The organism is Rhodococcus sp. SB1D, from assembly GCF_048573875.1.
GTDB classification, from domain to species: Bacteria; Actinomycetota; Actinomycetes; order Mycobacteriales; family Mycobacteriaceae; genus Rhodococcus_F; species Rhodococcus_F qingshengii.
Window position 1 is genome coordinate 68,073 of sequence record NZ_JBMAIQ010000015.1, and the last position, 21,008, is coordinate 89,080.

Annotated in this window: 23 protein-coding genes; 12 read left to right on the top strand and 11 right to left on the bottom strand. The window is 62.6% G+C overall.

Going from position 1 to position 21,008, the window contains the following annotated elements:
• Positions 1-22 precede the first annotated feature (22 nt).
• Positions 23-652: a TetR/AcrR family transcriptional regulator gene (locus ACN50D_RS27330; RefSeq protein ID WP_007736130.1), complete on the bottom strand. Its 630-nt coding sequence runs from the start codon at positions 650-652 to the stop codon at positions 23-25.
• Between the two features lie 71 nt (positions 653-723).
• Between ACN50D_RS27330 and ACN50D_RS27335 the strand changes: the two genes are divergently transcribed.
• The 3 genes from ACN50D_RS27335 to ACN50D_RS27345 all read left to right on the top strand — a co-directional run bounded on the left by ACN50D_RS27335 (position 724) and on the right by ACN50D_RS27345 (position 4,130).
• The gene (locus tag ACN50D_RS27335) at positions 724-2,298 is read left to right on the top strand and encodes a flavin-containing monooxygenase (RefSeq protein ID WP_003945071.1); all 1,575 of its coding nucleotides are present in this window, start codon (positions 724-726) and stop codon (positions 2,296-2,298) included.
• Positions 2,295-3,125: an SDR family NAD(P)-dependent oxidoreductase gene (locus ACN50D_RS27340; RefSeq protein WP_007736128.1), complete on the top strand. Its 831-nt coding sequence runs from the start codon at positions 2,295-2,297 to the stop codon at positions 3,123-3,125. Before ACN50D_RS27335 ends, ACN50D_RS27340 begins: the two co-directional genes overlap by 4 nt.
• Before the next feature lie 63 nt (positions 3,126-3,188).
• On the top strand, positions 3,189-4,130 hold the full coding sequence (locus ACN50D_RS27345; protein ID WP_050656196.1) for an alpha/beta hydrolase fold domain-containing protein: 942 nt from the start codon (positions 3,189-3,191) through the stop codon (positions 4,128-4,130).
• Here the strand turns inward: ACN50D_RS27345 and ACN50D_RS27350 are convergent.
• Entirely contained in the window at positions 4,124-5,008 is an 885-nt protein-coding gene (locus tag ACN50D_RS27350; RefSeq protein WP_212634109.1) for an ABC transporter substrate-binding protein, read from the bottom strand. The genes ACN50D_RS27345 and ACN50D_RS27350 overlap by 7 nt on opposite strands.
• A 203-nt stretch (positions 5,009-5,211) precedes the next feature.
• On the opposite strand from ACN50D_RS27350, the gene ACN50D_RS27355 reads away from it, so the two are divergent.
• Genes ACN50D_RS27355 through ACN50D_RS27370 form a run of 4 tightly spaced genes read left to right on the top strand, consistent with a single transcriptional unit; the run spans position 5,212 to position 8,674 of the window.
• Positions 5,212-6,150 (top strand): ABC transporter substrate-binding protein, encoded by a 939-nt coding sequence (locus tag ACN50D_RS27355; RefSeq protein WP_003945094.1) that lies wholly within the window; start codon positions 5,212-5,214, stop codon positions 6,148-6,150.
• 4 nt (positions 6,151-6,154) lie between these two features.
• Complete coding sequence (locus ACN50D_RS27360; protein ID WP_083059885.1) at positions 6,155-7,300, top strand: ABC transporter ATP-binding protein; 1,146 nt, start codon at positions 6,155-6,157, stop codon at positions 7,298-7,300.
• Between the two features lie 4 nt (positions 7,301-7,304).
• Positions 7,305-7,988: an ABC transporter permease gene (locus tag ACN50D_RS27365; RefSeq protein ID WP_007736121.1), complete on the top strand. Its 684-nt coding sequence runs from the start codon at positions 7,305-7,307 to the stop codon at positions 7,986-7,988.
• Entirely contained in the window at positions 7,985-8,674 is a 690-nt protein-coding gene (locus ACN50D_RS27370; RefSeq protein WP_003945081.1) for an ABC transporter permease, read from the top strand. The genes ACN50D_RS27365 and ACN50D_RS27370 overlap by 4 nt, the downstream gene beginning before the upstream one ends.
• A gap of 73 nt (positions 8,675-8,747) precedes the next feature.
• Here the strand turns inward: ACN50D_RS27370 and ACN50D_RS27375 are convergent, their stop codons facing one another.
• From ACN50D_RS27375 to ACN50D_RS27390, 4 genes are all read right to left on the bottom strand, one after another.
• Complete coding sequence (locus ACN50D_RS27375; RefSeq protein WP_003945072.1) at positions 8,748-9,941, bottom strand: NAD(P)-dependent malic enzyme; 1,194 nt, start codon at positions 9,939-9,941, stop codon at positions 8,748-8,750.
• Between the two features lie 405 nt (positions 9,942-10,346).
• Positions 10,347-10,739: a hypothetical protein gene (locus ACN50D_RS27380; protein WP_212634108.1), complete on the bottom strand. Its 393-nt coding sequence runs from the start codon at positions 10,737-10,739 to the stop codon at positions 10,347-10,349.
• Between the two features lie 3 nt (positions 10,740-10,742).
• Positions 10,743-11,357: a MarC family protein gene (locus ACN50D_RS27385; protein ID WP_164490628.1), complete on the bottom strand. Its 615-nt coding sequence runs from the start codon at positions 11,355-11,357 to the stop codon at positions 10,743-10,745.
• On the bottom strand, positions 11,354-12,208 hold the full coding sequence (locus ACN50D_RS27390; protein WP_042923377.1) for a PHP domain-containing protein: 855 nt from the start codon (positions 12,206-12,208) through the stop codon (positions 11,354-11,356). Before ACN50D_RS27390 ends, ACN50D_RS27385 begins: the two co-directional genes overlap by 4 nt.
• 169 nt (positions 12,209-12,377) lie before the next feature.
• Between ACN50D_RS27390 and ACN50D_RS27395 the strand changes: the two genes are divergently transcribed.
• Positions 12,378-13,448 carry a magnesium and cobalt transport protein CorA gene (locus ACN50D_RS27395; protein WP_212634115.1) on the top strand — a complete coding sequence of 357 codons (1,071 nt, stop codon included), beginning with the start codon at positions 12,378-12,380 and terminating at the stop codon, positions 13,446-13,448.
• Between the two features lie 134 nt (positions 13,449-13,582).
• Positions 13,583-14,029, top strand: coding sequence for an SRPBCC family protein (locus ACN50D_RS27400; RefSeq protein ID WP_007736117.1), 447 nt, complete (start codon positions 13,583-13,585; stop codon positions 14,027-14,029).
• 25 nt (positions 14,030-14,054) lie between these two features.
• On the opposite strand, the gene ACN50D_RS27405 is transcribed toward ACN50D_RS27400, so the two are convergent.
• Positions 14,055-14,639 carry a suppressor of fused domain protein gene (locus ACN50D_RS27405; RefSeq protein WP_007736116.1) on the bottom strand — a complete coding sequence of 195 codons (585 nt, stop codon included), beginning with the start codon at positions 14,637-14,639 and terminating at the stop codon, positions 14,055-14,057.
• A gap of 71 nt (positions 14,640-14,710) precedes the next feature.
• Here ACN50D_RS27405 and ACN50D_RS27410 point away from each other — a divergent pair, with 71 nt between their 5' ends.
• Together ACN50D_RS27410 and ACN50D_RS27415 are read left to right on the top strand one after the other, a co-directional pair.
• A complete protein-coding gene (locus ACN50D_RS27410) occupies positions 14,711-15,409 on the top strand; it encodes a metallophosphoesterase family protein (RefSeq protein WP_212634114.1) in 699 nt (232 codons plus the stop codon).
• Positions 15,399-16,262, top strand: a complete 864-nt coding sequence (locus tag ACN50D_RS27415; protein WP_003945080.1) for a hypothetical protein — start codon at positions 15,399-15,401, stop codon at positions 16,260-16,262. Before ACN50D_RS27410 ends, ACN50D_RS27415 begins: the two co-directional genes overlap by 11 nt.
• Here the strand turns inward: ACN50D_RS27415 and ACN50D_RS27420 are convergent.
• Both ACN50D_RS27420 and ACN50D_RS27425 read right to left on the bottom strand, forming a co-directional pair.
• Positions 16,255-17,361, bottom strand: coding sequence for a winged helix DNA-binding domain-containing protein (locus ACN50D_RS27420; RefSeq protein WP_054187355.1), 1,107 nt, complete (start codon positions 17,359-17,361; stop codon positions 16,255-16,257). The genes ACN50D_RS27415 and ACN50D_RS27420 overlap by 8 nt on opposite strands.
• A gap of 10 nt (positions 17,362-17,371) precedes the next feature.
• Positions 17,372-18,637, bottom strand: coding sequence for a sensor histidine kinase (locus ACN50D_RS27425; protein ID WP_054187364.1), 1,266 nt, complete (start codon positions 18,635-18,637; stop codon positions 17,372-17,374).
• A 126-nt stretch (positions 18,638-18,763) separates the two neighbouring features.
• Between ACN50D_RS27425 and ACN50D_RS27430 the strand changes: the two genes are divergently transcribed.
• The gene (locus ACN50D_RS27430; RefSeq protein ID WP_207624637.1) at positions 18,764-19,000 is read left to right on the top strand and encodes a hypothetical protein; all 237 of its coding nucleotides are present in this window, start codon (positions 18,764-18,766) and stop codon (positions 18,998-19,000) included.
• Positions 19,001-19,003: 3 nt separating this feature from the next.
• Here the strand turns inward: ACN50D_RS27430 and ACN50D_RS27435 are convergent, their stop codons facing one another.
• Positions 19,004-20,173: an ABC transporter ATP-binding protein gene (locus ACN50D_RS27435; protein ID WP_003945069.1), complete on the bottom strand. Its 1,170-nt coding sequence runs from the start codon at positions 20,171-20,173 to the stop codon at positions 19,004-19,006.
• A gap of 4 nt (positions 20,174-20,177) precedes the next feature.
• Positions 20,178-21,008: a carbohydrate ABC transporter permease gene (locus ACN50D_RS27440; RefSeq protein WP_003945075.1), complete on the bottom strand. Its 831-nt coding sequence runs from the start codon at positions 21,006-21,008 to the stop codon at positions 20,178-20,180.

The window sequence follows — 21,008 nt, forward strand, 5'->3', positions numbered from 1 at the left end:
GCCCGGCCTTTCTGCGTTCACGTCAATTCGATTGCAGCAGACCCAGATCCGGCCCGGCATCGAAGCCGACGGCGGCCAGTGCCAACGCAGGTAACGACTGAACCGTCAGGTCGATCAGTTCCTCGCGGGTGATGGCGGGCGCTCGGAGCCAACTGATGGTGGCTTCCTCGACAAACGCGATCCAACCGCGAACGGCCAACTCCACCTGAGGTGTTCGAGTCAGGCCGATCTTCGGGAGCTGATCGAGGGTTCTCTTGGCCATGATGTCGCGAGTCTGCTCGAACACCTCACGCATCTGCGGATCCCCGCTGGCGGTCCCCCGGAGCAGCGAGACGTAGGTATTGCGGTTCTCGGTCACGTAGTCGACGTACGACGCCAGCACCGAGCGGAGGGTGAGCATCGGATCGTCCGACTCGCTCGGCTCGGTGCGCTGGAGCATCTGTTCACTGCTGTGTCGGACGATCGCCAGATGGAACTCGCTTTTCGACGCGAAGTAGTGGAACAGAAGCCCCCGCGAGACACCAGCCTGATCGGCGATGTCCTCGACGGAAATCTGTTCGAGCGGCCGTTCGGCCAGCATCCGCGCCCCGAGGTCGATGAGTTGCGCTCGGCGTTGCGCAGGGTCGAGCCGTGTTCGCTTTACTGCGTCCATGCCCAATAGACTACTGAATATTCGTCAATAAGCTATTGACCGTGACTCAATAAAGGCATATCGTTCCCTACATGAGTCTTCCAGTTACAGATACCTCAGCACCTGCCGCGGATACTCGCCACGTCGGCACACTGATCATCGGCAGTGGTTTCGCCGGTCTCGGTGCGGCGATCAAACTGGCACAGGCCGGCATCACGGACTACGTCGTTCTCGAGCGCGGCAACGACGTCGGCGGAACCTGGCGTGACAACAGCTACCCGGGCGCCGCGTGTGACGTGCCGTCGCATTTGTACTCGTACTCTTTTGCACTCAATCCGGAGTGGACGCGCTCCTTCTCCACTCAGCCCGAGATCTACAAGTACATCCAGTCGGTGGCCAACCGCCACAAGGTGCTCGACAAGCACATCTTCGACTGCGATGTTCTCTCCGCACGCTGGGACGAGGCGTCTGCTCGGTGGCACGTCAGCACCAACAAGGGCGAATTCGTCGCAAAGATCGTCGTCTCGGCCGTCGGCGCATTGTGTGAGCCTTCACTTCCGGACATCAAGGGCATCGACGGCTTCAAGGGCGAGATCTTCCACTCCTCGCGTTGGAACCACGACGCCGATCTGACCGGCAAGCGTGTGGCCGTCATCGGAACCGGCGCCTCGGCCATCCAGATCGTGCCGGCCATCGGCAAGAAGGTCTCGCATCTCGACGTGTACCAGCGCACGGCGCCGTGGATCCTGCCCCGCGCAGACCGCGAGTACACCAAGATCGAGCACCTCGCGTTCAAGTACCTTCCCGGCTTCCAGAAGTTGTGCCGCACCGGTATCTACTGGATGCGAGAGACGCAGGTCGTCGGCCTGGCCAAGGCGCCGGTCTTCATGAAGCCGTTGCAGTTCGCCGCCGAGCGTCACCTGAAGGCCCAGATCAAGGACAAGGATCTTCGCAAGAAGGTCATGCCCAACTTCCAGATCGGCTGCAAGCGCATGCTGATCTCGAACAACTACTTCCCCACCCTCGCCCAGGACAATGTCGACCTGGTGACCGAAGGCATCGAGGAGGTCACCGCCAACGGGATCGTCTCGAAGACCGGCACCACGCGTGAGATCGATGCCATCGTCGTGGCGACCGGATTCCACGTCACCGACTCCCCCACCTTCGCGGGAATCTTCGGCAAGGACGGACGCTCGCTCGCCGAGGTCTTCGAGGAGACCGGCATGCAGGGATACAAGGGCGCGGCAGTTGCCAACTTCCCCAACATGTTCTTCCTCGTCGGACCCAACACCGGCCTCGGACATTCGTCGATGGTCTTCATGATCGAGTCGCAGATCAACTACCTGGTCGACGCGATCGCCACCATCGACAAGTACGACATCGGCACCATCGAGGTGCGCAAGGACAAGCAGGACAAGTACAACAAGGACCTGCAGGCAGCTATGTCCAAGAGCGTGTGGAACAACGGCGGTTGCGCCAGCTGGTACATGGACAAGCACGGAAACAACACCACCCTGTGGCCTGGCTTCACCTTCCAGTTCCGCAATGCCACCAAGCATTTCGACCTCGCGGCATACCGCAGCGTCGCCACCTCGGATCTCGGCGCCGTCGGCACCGCGACCACTTCACAGATCGACCTCGACGACGAGAAGGCAGTAGCACAATGAGTGATTTTGCAGGCAAGGTCGTAGTCATCACCGGAGCGGGATCGGGCATCGGTCGCGCACTAGCACTGAACCTGGCCGGCCAGGGCGCCAAGTTGGCAATCTCCGACGTGGACACCATCGGGCTCGCCGAGACAACGCGTCTGGTGGAAGCCATCGGCGCCGAGGTGAAGTCGGACCATCTCGACGTCACCCAGCGCGAAGCGGTTCTCGAGTACGCCGACGCGGTTGTCGCCCATTTCGGCAAGGTCAATCAGATCTACAACAACGCCGGAATCGCCTACCACGGCACTTTCGAGAAGTCCGAATTCAAGGACTTCGAACGTGTCATGGACGTCGACTTCTGGGGAGTTGTCAACGGCACCAAGGCATTCCTCCCCCACGTCATCGCCTCCGGCGACGGGCACATCGTGAACGTGTCGAGCCTCTTCGGTCTGCTGTCGATGCCGGGTCAGAGCGCCTACAACTCGGCCAAGTTCGCCGTTCGCGGTTTCACCGAGTCGCTTCGCCAGGAAATGCTGATCGCCAAGCACCCGGTGAAGGTGACCTGTGTGCACCCGGGCGGAATCAAGACCGCCATCGCACGCAACGCCACCGCAGGCCCGGGTGAAGATCTTGCGGTCTTCTCCGAGTTCTTCGACCGCAAGCTCGCGCGCACCACACCGGAGGACGCCGCCAAGACGATCGTCAACGGTGTTCGCAAGAGCAAGCCGCGAGTTCTCATCGGGATGGACGCAATCGCACTCGACGCCTGGGTTCGCCTCGTAGGATCGGGCTACCAGCGCATCGTCGCGATCGTCGCCGGCCGAATGATGCCCAAGTCCAGCTGAGTTCGTTTCACAGCGCAGTTCGTTTCACAGCGCAGTTCGCATATAGAGTCAGGAGCCCTGCCGGTGAGCACGTTCACCCTTCCGCTGCCCGTGGTCGCATTCTTGTTGAAGCCGTACTTCCGTCTGGCTTTCAACTCGCGGCTGCCGTATCGGATTCAACGTCTGTTGCTCGAGGCCGGGGCACCGCTACAGCAGGTTCCAGCGGGCGCCGTCGTGCGCCCGCTGGAGCTGGCTTGCCGACCGGCAGAGAAGATCACCGTCGGCGCAACCGAGCGCCCCACCGCAGTTCTCTACCTGCATGGCGGGGCGTACACCCTGGGTTCGCTGTCCACACACCGTTCTCTCGCAGCTCATCTCGCCCGTGAGTCGTCCAGTGCGGTCTTCACCTTGGACTACCGTCTCGCGCCGGAGAATCCGTATCCCGCCGCTCTCGACGACGCGGTCTCAGCCTTCATGCAGTTGGTCACCGAGTTCGACTATTCGGAAGACCGCGTTGCCATCGCCGGCGATTCGGCCGGTGGCGGCCTGGCCGCGGCGACCGCTATCCGTCTGATCGAGCGTCACGGCGTGACCCCCGGCGCGCTTGCCCTGATCTCACCGTGGGTCGATCCCGGCGATCGGGGTGCTACCAAAAAGGCCGACCTGGTGGTCAACACAGCGTGGTCCTTCGACGCCGCCGACGCCTACCTTGCCGGAGGCGACCGTACTGATCCCGGCTACGCACCGATGCACGGAAAGCTCGACGGGTTGCCACCCACCAGGATTCACGTCGGTTCCGAGGAAGTCCTCTACCCGCAGATCATGACGTTCACCGACAAGCTCGCCGCTGCCAGCGTCGATGTGTCCCTGGTCGAGTACGCAAGACTCTGGCACGTGGCTCACGCACAGGCGTCACTGGTGAAGGAAGCAGCAGACGCCGTTTCCGACCTCGGCCAGTTCATCGCATCGAAACTGATTCGTGCCAAGGATGATTCGAGTTCAGCAGTGGGATCAAGCGCTCACTGACGGGTGTCCCACCAGGTGCGGGCGACTTCCGAGGCTGACGCCTTGCCGGTCCGCACCTGCTCGATCATTGCGGCGAGATCGGTGGTGGACAGTTCACCGGCAACGACGCTGAGCGCCTTGACAGCCGAATCTCCCAGTGCGCCCGCTCGAAAGAGCGGAACGACATTCTGCGCAGCCAGAATGTGATTCGAATCAGCGAGCACTGTGACGGCATCGGATTGTGCCAACGCCGACAGCGTCGTGGTTCCGAATACTTGTGCACCGGGTACGTCTGCCGGCGTTGCCTGATCGACACCGGCGAAGACACAATCGGCGCCCTCGGCCAACTGTTCCACTGCCCCGTCCTCGACGAATCTCGCGGAGACGAGCGGCGTCGCCGCGGCACACGAAGGAGCAAAGGCTTCTATCGTCTTCGCTCCCAACGACTGTGCGTATCCGGTGTCGAGCGCGAGGACCGCACGATCTTCGGCCATCGCATAGTCGGAGACCGAAAGACCCTCCGGCAGAGAGCGACTCAAGGCTTCGAAGACGTCGTCGGCCTTGCGGGCCGGGGATGACGGGTCGTAGTGATCGAGCAGCGCGCCGGTGAACTCGGGCACCAAAGTGACTCGCGCTGCGTCCAGAGCCTCGAGTGATTGGTTTCGGCCACCACCCACCGATTCGACGCGAGCCGACAGGCCGGAGGAGGAGAGCACCGTCGAATACACCTCGGCCAACACCGAACTCTCCACCGATGCGTCAGCAGCCACCACGATCTGGTCACGAGACTCCGCTTCGGCACCCTCTACCACCGAATCACCGTTTGCGCATCCGCTGAGAATCGGCAGGACCATCAGTGCTGCAACAACAGTCGAATACTTCGTGCGTGTGCTCTTCACCGAAATCCTCACATCCAATCCCATGGATCGAAAACCGTGCCATGTCGGTACCTATCGTTACACTTGTCGGGCGATGCGCGGTAACCAGTCCTGACGCAGCCACTCGGTGGCGGCGCCGTCGAAGTCACTCGGGTGGCTTCGCCACAAGGGAATGGTTTCCGACGCCCGAAACACGGGACGCCCGAAAAACCGGAAGGACGCTCATGCGCACCTCACGATTTCGTTCCAACCGTTGGCTCGTAGCCGCGGCAACCGTTGTCTCTCTGACTGCACTGACAGCGTGCGGTAGCAGCGACGGTGACTCCAACAGCGATCCCAACGCGATCGTCGTCGGCTCCGCCAACTTCACCGAATCCGAGACGATCGCCAACATCTACGCCGAAGCACTGCGTGTCAACGGGTTCGATGTGTCCACGTCGTTCAACGTCGGCAGCCGCGAGGCGTACATTCCGGCACTCAAGGACGGGTCCATCAGTGTCATTCCGGATTACACGGGAAATCTCCTGCAGTACTTGGATCCCGACAGCACGGCCACCAGCTCCGCTGACGTCCTCGCTGCTCTTCCCGCAGCTCTCGGGTCGGAATTGGCAATTGCGACGCCTGCATCCGCCGAGGACAAGGACGCCGTCGTCGTCACGAAGGAAACCGCTGACAAGTGGAACCTGAAGACGATCGCCGATCTGGCTCCGCATTCCGCCGAGGTCAAGTTCGGTGCTCCGGCCGAGTTCCAGGAACGTCCAGCCGGATTGCCCGGTTTGAAGTCCAATTACGGCCTCGACATCTCGGCAGCCAACTTCGTTCCGATCGCCGACGGCGGTGGACCGGCAACCGTGAAGGCTCTCTCCTCCGGTGACATCACCGCGGCAAACATCTTCACGACGTCGGCCTCCATCCCGGAGAACAACTTCGTGGTTCTCGAAGACCCGAAGAACAATTTCCCGGCTCAGAACGTGGTGCCGGTGCTGCGTGCCTCGAAGTCTTCCGACAAGTTGAAGACGGTCCTCGATGCGGTGTCCGCCAAGCTCACCACCGAAGAGTTGTTGGCACTCAACGTCCAGGTGTCCGGCGACACCAAGACGGAGCCGGCAGCGGCGGCCAAGGCGTGGGTGACGGCGCAGGGCCTCGACAAGCCGGTCTCGTAGTCACGTGATCACCTTCGAGGGCGTCACCAAGCAGTATCCGGACGGCACCACCGCCGTCGACCGTCTCGATCTCACCATCGAGGCCGAGTCGTTCACGGTGTTCGTGGGGCCGTCCGGGTGCGGCAAGACGACGTCGATGCGCATGATCAACCGGATGATCACACCGACGTCGGGCAAGATCTTCGTCGACGGTCGCGACATCGCCCAGACCGACGCGGTGAAACTGCGTCTCGGTATCGGGTACGTCATCCAGAACGCCGGCCTGCTTCCGCACCGCACCGTGATCGACAACGTCGCAACGGTTCCGGTGCTGCGCGGTGAGTCCCGCCGCGCCGCCCGTAAAGCCGCGTTGGGTGTGCTCGAACGAGTCGGTCTGGACATCTCACTTGCCACCCGCTACCCCGGGCAACTCTCGGGTGGGCAGCAGCAACGTGTGGGAGTTGCGCGTGCATTGGCGGCCGATCCGCCGATCCTGTTGATGGACGAGCCGTTCAGCGCCGTCGACCCCGTCGTGCGTGAGGATCTGCAGACCGAAATGCTCCGTCTGCAAAGCGAACTGAAGAAGACGATCGTCTTTGTCACCCACGACATCGACGAGGCAGTCAAACTCGGTGATCACATTGCCGTCTTCGGTCCCGGCGGGCGGCTTCAGCAGGTGGCGGCACCTCGCGACGTGTTGGCTGCACCGGCAACGGATTTTGTCGCCGGATTCGTCGGGCGCGATCGCGGATATCGGGGATTGTCGTTCCGCGCTGCCGACGAGGTTCCGTTGCACCCTGTACGCACGGCCGTCGAGAACGAATTGAAGGCTCTGCGTCTCGAATTGGGCGAGTGGGTTCTCGTGGTCACGGACAGCGGAAGTCCGCAGGGATGGATCGACGTGACCGGCGTCGAAGGCCTGCGCTCGGGACGCACTCTCGCGCAGTCGACGTCGGCCGGTGGTTCGTTGTTCTCCCCCGGCGGTGATCTACGCCAAGCACTCGATGCGGCAATCTCGTCCCCTTCCGGTATCGGCGTTGCCGTCGACGGCGAGGGAGCGGTCATCGGCGGGATCCTCGGGTCCGAAGTCGTGGCGAAATTGGCAGATCAGCGTCGACGCGAGGACGAGGAACGCAACCGAGTCGCCTTCACCGAGGGATTCGGGTCGTAGCGGCATGCGCTGGCTCATCGACAATTTCTCGACGGTCGTGGATTACTCGAAGACCCATCTGTATCTGGCACTGCTTCCTTTGCTGATCGGTCTCCTGATTGCCGTTCCGGTCGGAACAGCGATCCGCAACGTCAGATGGCTGCGCCGAATCACGTTGACCCTGGCGAGCATTGCGTTCACGATTCCGTCGCTCGCGCTGTTCGTCACCATCCCCCAGTTGTTCGGACTCAAGACCCTTGATCCTCTCAACGTCGTGATCGCACTCAGCGTGTATGCGACGGCACTGCTCATCCGGGCAGTACCCGAAGCACTCGACTCGGTGCCGGACAACGTCATCGACGCCTCCACCGCCGTCGGTTTCACACCACTACGACGCGCTCTGACGGTCGAGTTGCCATTGGCGCTGCCGGTGATGATCGCGAACATCAGAGTTATTGCCGTTACCAATATTTCGCTGGTGTCAGTCGGATCTCTGATAGGAATCGGCGGGCTTGGAGTCCTGTTCAAACAAGGCTACGACCGCGACTATCCCGACCAGATCGTTGCGGGCATCATCGCGATCGTCGTGCTGGCACTGGCGCTCGATCTGATCCTGTATCTGATCGGCCGATTCCTGACCCCGTGGACCAGAACGTCGACCTCGTCGAAGGTTCCCGCCGTCCTGTCAGCCGAGGGGGAACCCGTATGAGCATCTTCACCGGGGCCTGGGACTTCATCGTCGATCCCGGAAATTGGAGCGGCGACACCGGAATCGGCACCCGCATCCTCCAGCACCTCTGGTACAGCGTTCTGGCCGTGGCACTTTCGGCTGTGATCGCGGTGCCCATCGGATTACTCATCGGCCATCTGCGTCGCGGTGAGATCGTGGTCGTCAGTCTGGTCAACGCACTGCGGTCACTGCCCACTCTCGGCCTGCTGACCTTCCTCGTTCTTCTCATGGGTCTGGGAGTGATGCCGCCGATTCTCGCCCTCGTCATTCTTGGTATTCCCCCACTACTCGCCGGCACGTACGCCGGAATCGCCAGCGTCGACCGCGGCGTCGTCGAGGCCGCACGGGCAATGGGTATGACCGAACTCCAAGTGCTCTTCCGCGTCGAGATACCCAATGCGCTGCCATTGATTCTCGGCGGACTGCGTAACGCGACACTGCAGGTGATTGCCACGGCAACGGTCGCCGCCTACGTCAACCTCGGCGGCCTCGGCCGGTACATCTTCGACGGTCTCGCGCTCTACAAGTACGACCGAGTGGTCGTCGGCGCAATCCTGGTCGCGGTTGTGGCTCTCGTCGTGGACGGCTTACTGGCGCTGGTGGTCTGGGCATCGGTTCCCGGGACCGGCAGGCTACGCCGAACACCCGACCTCACTCGTCTGTAGCTCTCGGTACACACGAAAAAGCCCCGATCGGAACCTTGTGTGCGGGTTCCGATCGGGGCTTTCGTAGTCCCTCTTAGCTGGTCACGCCCTCAGCATGCGCTGCGGCCGCGACGGCTTCCGCTACTGCGGGTGCCACGCGAGGGTCGAGTGGGCTGGGGACGATTTTGTCCGCCGCCAACTCGTCGCCGACCACCGACAGGATTGCCTCGGCGGCAGCGAGCTTCATACCTTCGGTGATGCGACGGGCGCCGGCGTCGAGCGCGCCCTTGAAGACACCGGGGAAGGCGAGAACGTTGTTGATCTGGTTCGGGAAATCACTACGGCCCGTCGCCACGATCGCCGCGTACTTCGACGCGGTTTCGGGGTGAATCTCCGGGTCCGGGTTGGAAAGTGCGAACACGATCGACTCGGGAGCCATCGAAGCGATGAGCTCCTCGGGGATCTTGCCCGCCGAGACACCGAGGAACACGTCAGCACCTTCGAGAGCCTCGATGGCACCACCATGCAGGTCACGGGGATTTGTGCGGGCCGCGAGTTCTGCCTTCACGTCGTTGAGGTCGCTGCGCTCACCCGAGATGATGCCCTTCGAGTCCAGCACGATGACGTCGCTGATTCCGGCGGCGAGCAGGATGTTCGCGCAGGCAACACCCGCAGCGCCGGCGCCGGAGATGACGACCTTGAGTGTGGTGATGTCGCGGCTCTGGACCTTCACGGCGCCCTTGAGTGCCGCGAGGACCACGATGGCGGTTCCGTGCTGATCGTCGTGCATGACGGGGCAGTCGAGAGCTTCGATGACGCGCTTCTCGATCTCGAAGCAACGCGGCGCCGAGATGTCCTCGAGGTTGACCGCGCCGAAGCTCGGACGCAGTCGGATGAGTGTCTCGACGATCTCGTCGGGATCCTTGGTGTCGAGAACCAGCGGAATGGAGTTCAGTCCGGCAAAGTTCTTGAACAGCGCCGACTTGCCCTCCATGACGGGCAGCGACGCGCGGGGGCCGATGTCGCCGAGTCCGAGAACCGCGGTGCCGTCGCTGACCACGACGACGAGTCGGTTGGTCCACGTGTATCGATCGGCGAGGGTTTCGTCTGCAGCGATGGCGCGGCTCACCTGAGCAACACCCGGCGTGTAGGCGATCGAGAGGGCCCGCTGCGTATCGAGCGGTGCTGTGGTCTCGACCGAGAGCTTGCCACCGACGTGAGCGGCAAAGATTTCTTCGTCGGTCAACTCGACCTTGGGTACGTTGATGGCTTCAGTCACGAGGGACACGATGACACTCCTGATTAGTCCAGCCTCAAGCGGGGCTGGGTTACTGGGAAGTAATCCTTCGGACCGCTGCGAAACTACGTTCACAACGGTCAGAGATCATTTCTTCCGCGAACGACTACTGAGAAGAAGAGCATTCGGCGTGCGCGAGAAAGTGGGCCGCAATACATCCGAAGCGTCATGGTGTGGGGCGGGTGAGCCCTGGCGTATCCATGCAATCTAGGTTTCGGAGAAATTCTGACGAAACCTGCACTTCGGGGCCGGGCTGTGGCGCCGCCTCGAAGTAACTCCAGTTTGCCACCAGAGTCGGATCACAATCAAATCCTCCAAGCGGTCGGATTCCTCACCACACTCGAAACCGAACCGTCATCCCCACCGTGTCATCCCCACCGTGTCATCCCCACCCAGTCATCCCCACCACTGCGTCACCAACAACAGCCCCGCCACCACGAGCACGACCACCGATCCGGCAACCGCCGCGATACCCCGCCTGCGGTCGCACCAGATCTGCGCGGCGAGAGCAACCACCGAGGCCGCAATGTGCGCGGTGATCGACGTTGTTCCCGGACCCGGGAATCCGCGGTTGCCGCCCAGATATGCCGAACCGATGATCACGAGTGTCAAGACCACGATTCCGGCCGCCACGGTGCCGCTCAGGGCGCGTAGAGCGCGGACCAGCAGCCATTGTCGTTTGTCGGCGGGATAGTCGTAATCGTCTTCGTACTGATAGTCCTGATATTCCTGGTACTGGTAGTCGTCCTCGTACCTGTCGTTCTGGTCGTACCTGTCGTCGTATGTCATCTCTTACGCTCCCGCGACGAATCCGCGGACTGATTCCGCAATGAGTTGAACCGCGATGGCGGCGAGCAGAAGACCGGCGATGCGTGCCAGCAGACTGATGCCACCCTCGCCCAGTATCCGGATCAGTGCGGTCGAGAAGCGCAGGACCACGAACAGCACGAGGTGGATGGACAGAATCGCCAACGCGATCGCCAGATACGACGCCGCTTCACCGTCGGCCTGGGCGACAAAGACGATGACGGCCGCTATCGCACCGGGACCGGCCATCATCGGCGTTCCCAGAGGAACGAGTGCGACGTTGACGTCGTCGGCTCCCTGCGGACGGTTGGAGGCCTTTCCGGTCAGCAGTTCGAGTGCGATGAGAAGCAGCAGCAATCCGCCGGCGCCCTGCAACGCCGGAATGCCGATGTGGAGGTAGTTGAGGATCGCCTGACCGCCGATGGCAAAGACCGAGATGACCGCCAGGGAGACGGCGGGGGCCTGCCATGCCGCTCGATTGCGATCTTCACGGCTTTTACGTCCGACGAGTGACAAGAACACCGGGATGACTCCGGGCGGGTCCATGATCACGAACAGCGTGATGAACACGGTGAGGTAGAGCGTGGTGTCGAGCATCAGCGCCCCAGTACCTCCACGCCGGTGGCAGCCGAGACGAGTTTGTCGAACTCGGCTTCGTCCGTGAGCTCGTCGCCGAGTCCGATCGTCTTGTTCTCGCCGTGGTAGTCAGAGGATCCGGTGACTGCCAAACCGAGGTCGACAGCCAGGCGGCGCAGGACGTCACGATCGTCGCTGCGATGGTCCGGGTGATCGACTTCGAGGCCCCCGAGACCCAAATCGGCCAGATCGCGGATGTGGTCGAGCGCAAGCAATCCGCCGCGCGAACGGGCCCGTCCATGCGCAAGGACGGTCACTCCCCCGGCGGCTGCCACCAGTTCGACGGCGTACTCGAGCGGAGTGTCGTACTTGGGAACGTCGTATCGTCCTCGACTGGACAACAGGTCGGAGAAGGCCTCGCTGATGCTCGACACCACTCCCGCTCGCATCAAGGCCGCTGCGACGTGCGGGCGTCCGACGGACGGACCGGCGTCGGCGAGGATCTGATCGGGATCGACGGGCAGACCGTCACGCGCCATCATGGTCGTCATCACCCGGATACGTTCGACGCGTTCGGCGCGCAGTCGCTCACGTTCTTTTGCGAATTCGGGGTGCGTCGGATCGAACAGGTACGCCAGCAGATGTACAGCGACCGGCCAACCACGCTCACCTCGACCTTCGCACGACATCTCCATCCCACGAACCAGGCTGACGCCGGCCGGCAAGGCCTGCGCCGCCTCGGCCCAGCCCGAAGTCGTGTCGTGATCGGTGATGGCGACGACGTCGAGTCCGGCGTCGGCTGCGGCGCGCATGAGGGCAGCCGGGGTGTCGGTGCCGTCCGATGCGTTGGAGTGGGTGTGAAGATCTATTCGCACTGTTCCAGTGTGTCAGCAATCGGCAACTTCATCGCGCTCCGGTGGGCGAGCCGGAAGCTGACGTACGATTACGCCGCAGCGGCAGCGCAATTCGATCAGGTGTCGCTGTAGTGCCGTTCCCCTGCCGTTCCACTGCATTACAGACCGAGAAGGAGCGAGCGTGCCAACCATGCCGTCACTGCCGAATTGGTCGAACGGCAAATCGACGCACGCCGATGCGCCCAAGATCCCCGTTCCGGCAGCCCGCGCGATCGTCGACTGCGCGGTCTACGTGGACGGCGTGCGGTTGCCGGGCAAGTACACGCACCGCGCTGCGTTGGCCGAGGTTCGTAGTCGCGACAACGCGTTCGTCTGGGTGGGCATGCACGCTCCCGACGAAGGTCAGATGCAAGATGTAGCAGCAACTTTCGGACTCCACGAGCTGATGGTCGAGGATGCCGTCCATGCACACGAGCGCCCGAAACTCGAACGCTACGACGACGTCATGTTCCTGGTGCTGCGCACGGTCGTCTACGTACCGCACGAGTCCGTCGCGACGGCGAGCGAGATCGTCGAAACCGGCGAGATCATGGTGTTCGTCGGCCCCGACTTCGTGGTGACCGTCCGGCACGGGGATCACTCCGAACTGGCAAGCGTGCGCAAGTCACTCGAGCAGAACCCCGAGCGCCTCACCATGGGCCCGTTCGCGGTGTTGCACGCGATCACCGACCACGTCGTCGACAGCTATCTCTCCGTCATCCAACTCGTCGAACAGGACGTCGACAGCATGGAAGAGTTGGTGTTCAACCCGCGGAACACCGTTGCCGTCGAGCACATCTACCTGCTCAAACGTGAAATCGTCGAACTACGACGCTCGGTCACTCCACTCGGATTGCCACTGCTCCAGCTGACCCAGCCCGCGGGCGGCCTCGTCCCGAAGGAGATCCGGCGATACTTCCGTGACGTACGAGATCACCACACGATCGTGGCCGAACGTATCTCGGAATACGACGAGGTGTTGAGTTCGCTGGTCGACGCCGCACTCGCGAAGATCGCGGTGCAGCAAAACACCGACATGCGCAAGATCTCCGCGTGGGTCGCTATCGCCGCCGTGCCGACCGGCGTTGCCGGTATCTACGGGATGAACTTCGAGAACATGCCGGAACTCGGTTACAAGTACGGCTATCAGTCCATCCTGTTCCTCATCGCGTCGGTGTGTGTCGGCTTGTTCTTTCTCTTCCGTCGCAACAACTGGCTGTGAACCTCGCACGCTGACTCCCTGTACTTGCCACCGTCGCAGGCGGACAATGGATATGGGTACGCATTTTCATTCCGTTCCCGAAATCCATTTTGCGACAAGCAAATTCAGATCCAAGGAGAAGTGGAGGAGCAACCATGCCTACAGTCGAGCAATCCGTGGAGATCGCGTTGCCACCCAAGGACGTCTGGGAGTACATCGCCGTCGCCGAGAACTGGCCCAACTGGGAGAATTCGATGGTCGAGTGCAAACAGATCACCGACGGCCCGATGGGCGTGGGAAGCCGCTGGCACGGTGTCTCGCGAATCCTGGGCAAGCGTCTCGAGTGGACATCCGAATTCACCGAGTACGACCCACCGAGATCGTCGAAATCGACGTCCGTCGAAAGTCCGGTCAGCTTCTCGCAGACCACGACCTGCGAAGAAGTCGGTGACGGCACTCGGGTCACCTACCGACTCGACAGCGAAAGCGGCCTGGGAGGAGTATTCGGCAAGATGGCCGACCCGATCGTCACGAAAGCATTTTCACGGACGGTTCGGGTAAGTCTCGAGAACTTGGCGGACATCCTCGTGCACGCCGAATGATCTGACGGACAAAGCGCCATCGCAGCTAGAGCGAGGCAGCGGAACGGTGCGGATCGCGGATGTCGATCCCCGCCTCGGTCCACGCTTCCCTCAGTGCCTCCGCGCCGCGCAGACGCACCCAGGCGGCTTCGGTACCGGTCAGGGGGACCACACCAAGGAAGCGCACCGGGTCGAACGGCTCCGGCAGCGTCAGGTCTTCGATCCCGCTGTCACCGAGAAGCACCGCCGTGAACGCAGTGTCCTTCCACAGCGGCTCGCCCAGGTCCAACAGTGCGTCCTCGAGCAGCACGACGCCTTCGACGGACGGCGCCGCGGCCAGCACCGCGAGCGTCCTGGCCACACCTGACGCCACACCGGTGCCACCGCGCAGCGTGAGTACCAACTCGGCGCGGGGTCCGCGCGTGGGGTCTGCGACCAGTTCGTTGGGGTCGCCCATCGGATGACGCGAGCACCCCAGTGTGACGTAGCGGACCAGGCCGTCGGGTGATTCGAAACGCAGCACGTCCAGCGGTTCGACACCGAGGAACGTCACCGAGGCCGCGGTGGGGTCCGGCCCCTCGATGCTGCTGACGAGATGGGCCCGGACGGAAGATACGACGCTGTCTGACACTCGTCCATCTAAACACCGTGCCCGCGAGGTTCGCAGCGCAGATACCTCGCGGTGGCGGTAGCGTCGTCGAAATGGTCTCCGTTCTCGCTGTCAGCGACGAGACCGTCGAATTCCTGTGGAGCAGTCAAGTTCGTTCACTCGGAGTCGACGTGATCCTGGGCGCGGGCGATCTGCCGTTTGCGTATCTGGAGTACCTGTCCGATCAGCTGAATGCGCCTTGCGTGTTCGTTCCCGGAAACCACGACGCCGATCTGTCCGGATATTCGAACAAGAGATCGGGTTGGATGCGGGCAGGGATGCCGGCGCAGTGGCCAGGGCCTACCGGCGCAGTCAACGCCGACGGACGCATCGTGACCGTCGCCGGTCTGCGGATCGCGGGCCTCGGTGGTTCCATCCGATACAACACGGGTCCCAATCAGTGGTCCGAGCGCCAGCAGAGCCGACGCGCTCGCTCGCTCGCCTGGCGAAACGCCTGGCAATCGCGGCTTCCCGGCGGCCGGGCGGGCGTGGATGTGCTGCTCACCCACAGTCCCGCCCGCGGTGTCGGCGACGCCGAGGATCGGCCACATCGAGGGTTCGAATGCTTCACGCCTTTGATTCACAACCTCGATCCGACGGTGATGGTCCACGGACACATCCACCCGCACGGGCGAACCCCTCTCGATCTGGAGGTAGGCCGGACTATCGTGCTCAATACCGTCGGCTTCACGCTGATGGAGATTTCCCCAGGTACTCCGCCAACGATCGTGAGGCGCCGACATGGCTCGTGACACCGGATTTCCCACAGCCGACGCGGAAAACGACTTCGCTCGTCAGCGTCGACGTGCCGACGTTGCCCGTCTGGTCAGTTGGCTACGACGCGAACCCGACGACGTCAACGCGATCCTGCCGTTCGACGAGGTTGTCGCAGCTCTGGGCAAGGTCGGCGAGAAGTCTCTGGGACTGCAGGTCGTCACCATCGAATCAATAGTCGGAAGTGTCGACCGCACAGGTGATTTCGACAGGTACTTCCGTCCGACGTCCACTCACTCGCGCGCTCGTTGGGAGCGACTTGCGGTGGCGCAAAGACGCGGCGAATCGGTACCACCTGTTCAGTTGTATCGCGTCGGCTCCATGCATTTCGTGATCGACGGGCACCACCGAGTGTCCATTGCGTGTGCGATGCACCAGAAGACAATCGACGCGTACGTCACCGAGATCATCACGCGTATCTCGCCGGAAGGCATCACTCAGCGCGCTGATCTGCTCATCAAGGATCATCGTCGACTCTTCCTCACCCGCGTTCCGCTGCAGGGTTCACAACGCGAAGCCGTCCAGGTCACCGACCCGTGGGAGTACGCCGAACTCAGTGAGTGTGTGGAGGCGTGGGGTTTTCGGCTCATGCAGGAGAAGGGTGAGTTCCTCGGCCGAGACACCGTCGCCCGCCGCTGGTTCGGCGAGGAGTTTCTGCCCGTCGTGCGAATGCTGCGGGGTGCCGACATGTTGCCCGAGCACACCGACGCCGAGGCCTACTTGTGGATCGCCCGGGAGCGGTACCGACTGGTGCGGCGTCACATGTGGAACGACGAGATCGTGGCCGAACTACGCGATCGAGCACCGCGAAAGCACAAGCCCGCTACGTAGCGACAGCGAACCGCACCTCTCGGTTCGGGATCTTCGGGTGCATGAATTTCAGCAACGCACGCGCTTCCTTCTCGATGGATGCGAGCGCGGTCTTCGGTTGCTGCGCAAACAGAGTCGCGCCCAATTCGACCGTCTCCTTGTCCGGCGTCACCGTCGCGAATCCCACCACCTTTCCGCGCACCAGGATGGCGGGCTTGATGATGCCGTTGACGGTGAAGACGCGAGTTCGGTACTGCTCGTCCATGATTCGCGAGCGGTCGGCGTGCGAGAGCAGGATGTTGTCGAACGGAGCAAGGATTCTGACCGGCGGTGTTCCGGAGGTCGGTCGTGGCGCGTCCGGCAGGTCGAACACCTCGGCCCCTTTCGCGTTGACAAAGGTGATCAAGCCGGGACGTAGCCTCTCGAAGACTTCGGCGAGTCTCGTGAGCCCTGACCACGCTTGGGCATCTTTCACACTCGCGGGCCCGAAGGCCGCCAGATAACGAAGCACCATCGCATCCGGATCCGGCGATGAACTCACTTCCGTGCCAAGCCAATTCTCCAAGGTCGTCAGTGCCGGTACTCCGGATCGTCCCCACAGGCCTCGCGGTGGGACCTGCACCATCGGCAGAAGTCCTCGAACGCCGTGCGCCAGCCCCTCGGCCGCGTGGCCGGGAAAGCGCTCTGCCAGTAACGGTCTCATCTGCATCTGAGTGAGCGGCCCGTCCGCTACCAATTCGCGTCCCGCCCGCGCCAGCGCGTCGAGATCCAACCCGGTGAGCGCAGCACGCTGAGTGCTGTTGGTGTGGAGATCGCGTTCCATGATCGTCTGAACCGTGGCCCGGAAGGGACCCGCATCCGCGGCCGAAAGAGCAAAGACCGTGCCCCGCATGGCAACAAGCCGCACCACCTGGCGCTTCTCGACAAGGGTGGAGAGGTCTTCTGCCGCAAAGTTCTTCAGCCGCGCCCACAGCGCCAGGTAGGGCGGGTTCGGCGCCTGGGCCTGCAGACCTGCCAGGTGCTCGATCGCATCCAACGCACTGACCTCGGCCCTCCGCAGCAGGAACTGCCGCGCCAGAGTCGCCAGGTTGAGCTCGCGATCGGTGATCAGTGCAGCCATCGACAACTCCTCAACGATCGTGGTCAGTGGCGGTGACGATCTCGAACGGTATCTCGACTCGCGCGAGGGTTCCGGACTCTTCACCCGGTCCGACCGAGAACGAGCCACCCGCGGCAACAACCCGCAGTTCGTGCGAGAGCAGTCCGATGTGCCCGGCAGCCCGTCGTTCGGCAATCCGATCGGCGCTGATCCCCCGACCGTCGTCCGAGACCACGAGCACCGCACGGTGGTCCAGTCGTGCAAGCTCGATCCGGACGTTCTGCGCGCCGGCATGTTTGACGACGTTGCCCAGAAGCTCTCGGGTGGCGCCGAACAAGACTTCGTCCGCGGACGTGCGTAGATCGTCGTTCCAGCCCGAAGTGTCGACGTCGACCACCACTCCGCCGCGTCCCTGCGCCGAGCGCGCGAGGTCCCCGATTGCGCGGGCAAGGCCCACGTGGACGAGAACTGTGGGATGCAGTTCCGAGACGGACGATCTCAACAGCGTGGTCGCTTCACCGAGCGCTTTTCCGGCTCGCGCCAACGCGACAGGCTCCGCACTGTCTGCCAATTCGTCGAGATCCATCCGCGCGGCGAGAACGTACTGGAGCGCCCCGTCGTGCAATTGCTCGGACAGTTCTGTGCGCTCACGCTGCTCCAGCCCCATGAGTTCGGCCAGAAGGCTGGTGCGATGCCCGACGAGGTGCCCGATGGTCAACACGCGTGATCTTTGAATCCGAGTCAGTCCGATTGCGCCTGCGCCCACTCCGGCCAAGGCCATGGTGCTCAGCAGGATCGACGGCCACGGCTCGGAGTTCGAAGTCATCGTTGCCCAACTGGAAACGAAGAACACCCCGATCGTGCAGGCAACGACGCCGACACACACGTCCGTCCGCAGTTGCGTACACGCAAGAACCGGAATGACGAAGAGCCCGTTGCTCAAGATGTCGGCGGTCCAACTCTGCTCGGCTGCGAGACCGGTCAGCAATGTCAGAGTTGCGAGCACGGCGAGGTCGACGAACAAGCCGAGCCAGATCATCGTCACCGGGCCGGTGCCACCTTTGCGGATCCACAGCGCCACGGCTGCCGACCAGAGGGCATAGGCGCCCAGAATCGCGAAACACCATCCCGCGTCGTTCATCGGCGGGACGAAGATCAGTGTCAGGGCGATGAACAGCACCAGAGCGCCGCGCACCGTCAGTTGGAGGTACGCACCGCGGTAGGCGTGTTCGCGCAAGATCCGCTCGAGGTCCGGGCCGCCGGGCAGGTGCTCGGTTCGTACCGAGGATTCGTTCATCTGTCCTCCTGTGCCGCCCATCCCAGTTCCCTGTGAATGAGCTTCGCACACGAGATTTCACAATCAACCCGCAATACCGTGAATGGCACAGCATTCACCGAACCTCGAAACCACGCAGGAGTGCTCATGATCTCGACCCGAGCAAGCAAGCGCCGCATCGCCACTCGATTTGCCGTCGCCGGCGCCCTGGCAGCGGCGCCGATCGCCGTGGTGGCCGGGACAGCGCAAGCCACCCCGGCCTCCACCCATCACGAACAATTCGGCCGCCTGGTCCCCCTACCCGAACCAGCCGATGCAGCGCCCGGCCCCGAACAGGTACCGCTCCCCTGGGGCGCGACGTATTCGGTCACCTTGCCCGGGTAAAGGTCACAGCAGCAGATTGGCTCCCGTACCGCCGTCGAACACCGCGATCTTGGCGGGATCGAACCAGAGATCGACAGACCTGCCCTGGGCCACCGTGGACTCGGACGAGAGCCTGGCAACCAGTTGACCTCCACCAGCGACGGCCGTTCCCGAATCGGCAGCGAGTTCCTCGAGTTCACGAGAGTTGACGGCGGGGCCACCAGCGAGGAAATACGCGTACTTGTCCGAACCCATCGATTCCAGCACGTCGACGTCGACGGTGAACGTCCCGCCGTGCGGCTTCTGCGCTGCATCGACCAGCGCCACGTCCTCGAAATGCTCCGGTCTGATACCGACCACCACGTCCTTGCCCGAACCGCTGCCCGAGATCTTCGACTGCGCCGCCGCGGGCAGGCGAACATCGCCGATCGGCGTGCTCACACCGTCCGCCGTCAACTGTCCGGGGAAGAAGTTCATGGACGGGGACCCGATGAATCCCGCCACGAACAGATTGTTCGGACGATCGTAGAGTTCCTGCGGCGCACCGATCTGTTGCACGATTCCGCCGCGCAGCACGACTACCCGATCGCCGAGCGTCATCGCCTCGGTCTGGTCGTGGGTCACGTAAATCGTTGTCGTACCGAGTCGCTGCTGCAGACGGGCGATCTCCGTCCTCATCTGCACGCGCAGTTTGGCGTCCAGGTTGGAAAGCGGCTCGTCCATGAGAAACGCCTTCGGGCTGCGCACGATTGCGCGTCCCATCGCGACACGCTGACGCTGACCGCCCGACAGGTTCGCCGGTTTGCGATCGAGATGCTGGGTGAGGTCCAGGACCCGCGCAGCGTCGTCGACCTTGGCGTTGATCTCGTCCTTGGACATCTTCGCCAATGTCAGTGGGAAAGCGATGTTCTGACGCACCGTCATGTGCGGATACAGCGCATACGACTGGAACACCATCGCGATGTCGCGGTCCTTGGGGGCGCGTTCGTTGACGCGTTCACCCGCGATCCGCAACTCACCGGTCGAAATGTCTTCCAGCCCGGCAATCATGTTGAGAGTCGTGGATTTTCCACAACCGGACGGGCCCACGAGAATGATGAATTCTCCGTCGGCGATGGTGATGTCGACATCACTGACCGCCTTGGCTCCGTCCGGGTACAGCTTGGTCACCTTGTCCAGCACGATCTCGGCCACAGGCTTATCCCTTCACTGCGCCGGAAGTAAGCCCGGCCACGATACGACGTTGGAAGAACAGAACAAAGATGATGATCGGAATGGTGATGACCATGGCGGCCGCGGCGATCGACCCGGTGGGCTCCTCGAATTGTGAAGCGCCGGTGAAGTTTGCGATGGCCGCAGGGGCGGTGATGGAGCGTTCGGTCGACGTCAGCGAGATCGCGAACAACAGATCGTTCCAGCAGAAGATGAACACCAGAATGCCCGCCGTGACGATGCCGGGCGCGGCGAGCGGAGCTACCACCTTCCGGAACGCCTGCCCCGGCGTCGCGCCGTCCATCTGCGCCGCCTTCTCGAGTTCCCAAGGAATCTCTTTGAAGAATGCCGAGAGCGTGTAGATCGCCAACGGCAACGCAAAGGTGATGTACGGCAGGATGAGTCCGGCCCAGGTGTCGAAGAGTCCGAGCCGTCGTTCGATGTCGAACAGCGGGCTCACCAATGAAATCTGCGGGAACATCGCGATCAGCAGGGCAACAGCCACCAGCAGCTTCTTGCCCGGAAAATCCAGGCGCGCAATCGCGTAAGCAGCCATGGTTCCGATCACCACGGCGATGACCGTCGAGATGAGTCCGATGCCGATGGAGTTGATCAGAGCACTGGTGAAGGCGCTGGTGTCGAAGATTCCTCGGTAGTTGTCCAGGGTCCACTTCTCCGGAATGAACTTGCCGTCCTTGATGGTTCCGGCGGGCTTGAAGGACAGGCTCGCAATCCACAGGACGGGAACCAACGCGTACAGCAAGACCAGAAGGTTGACGACGGACCAGCTGATCTTGAGTCTGGGAGTCACGGTCAT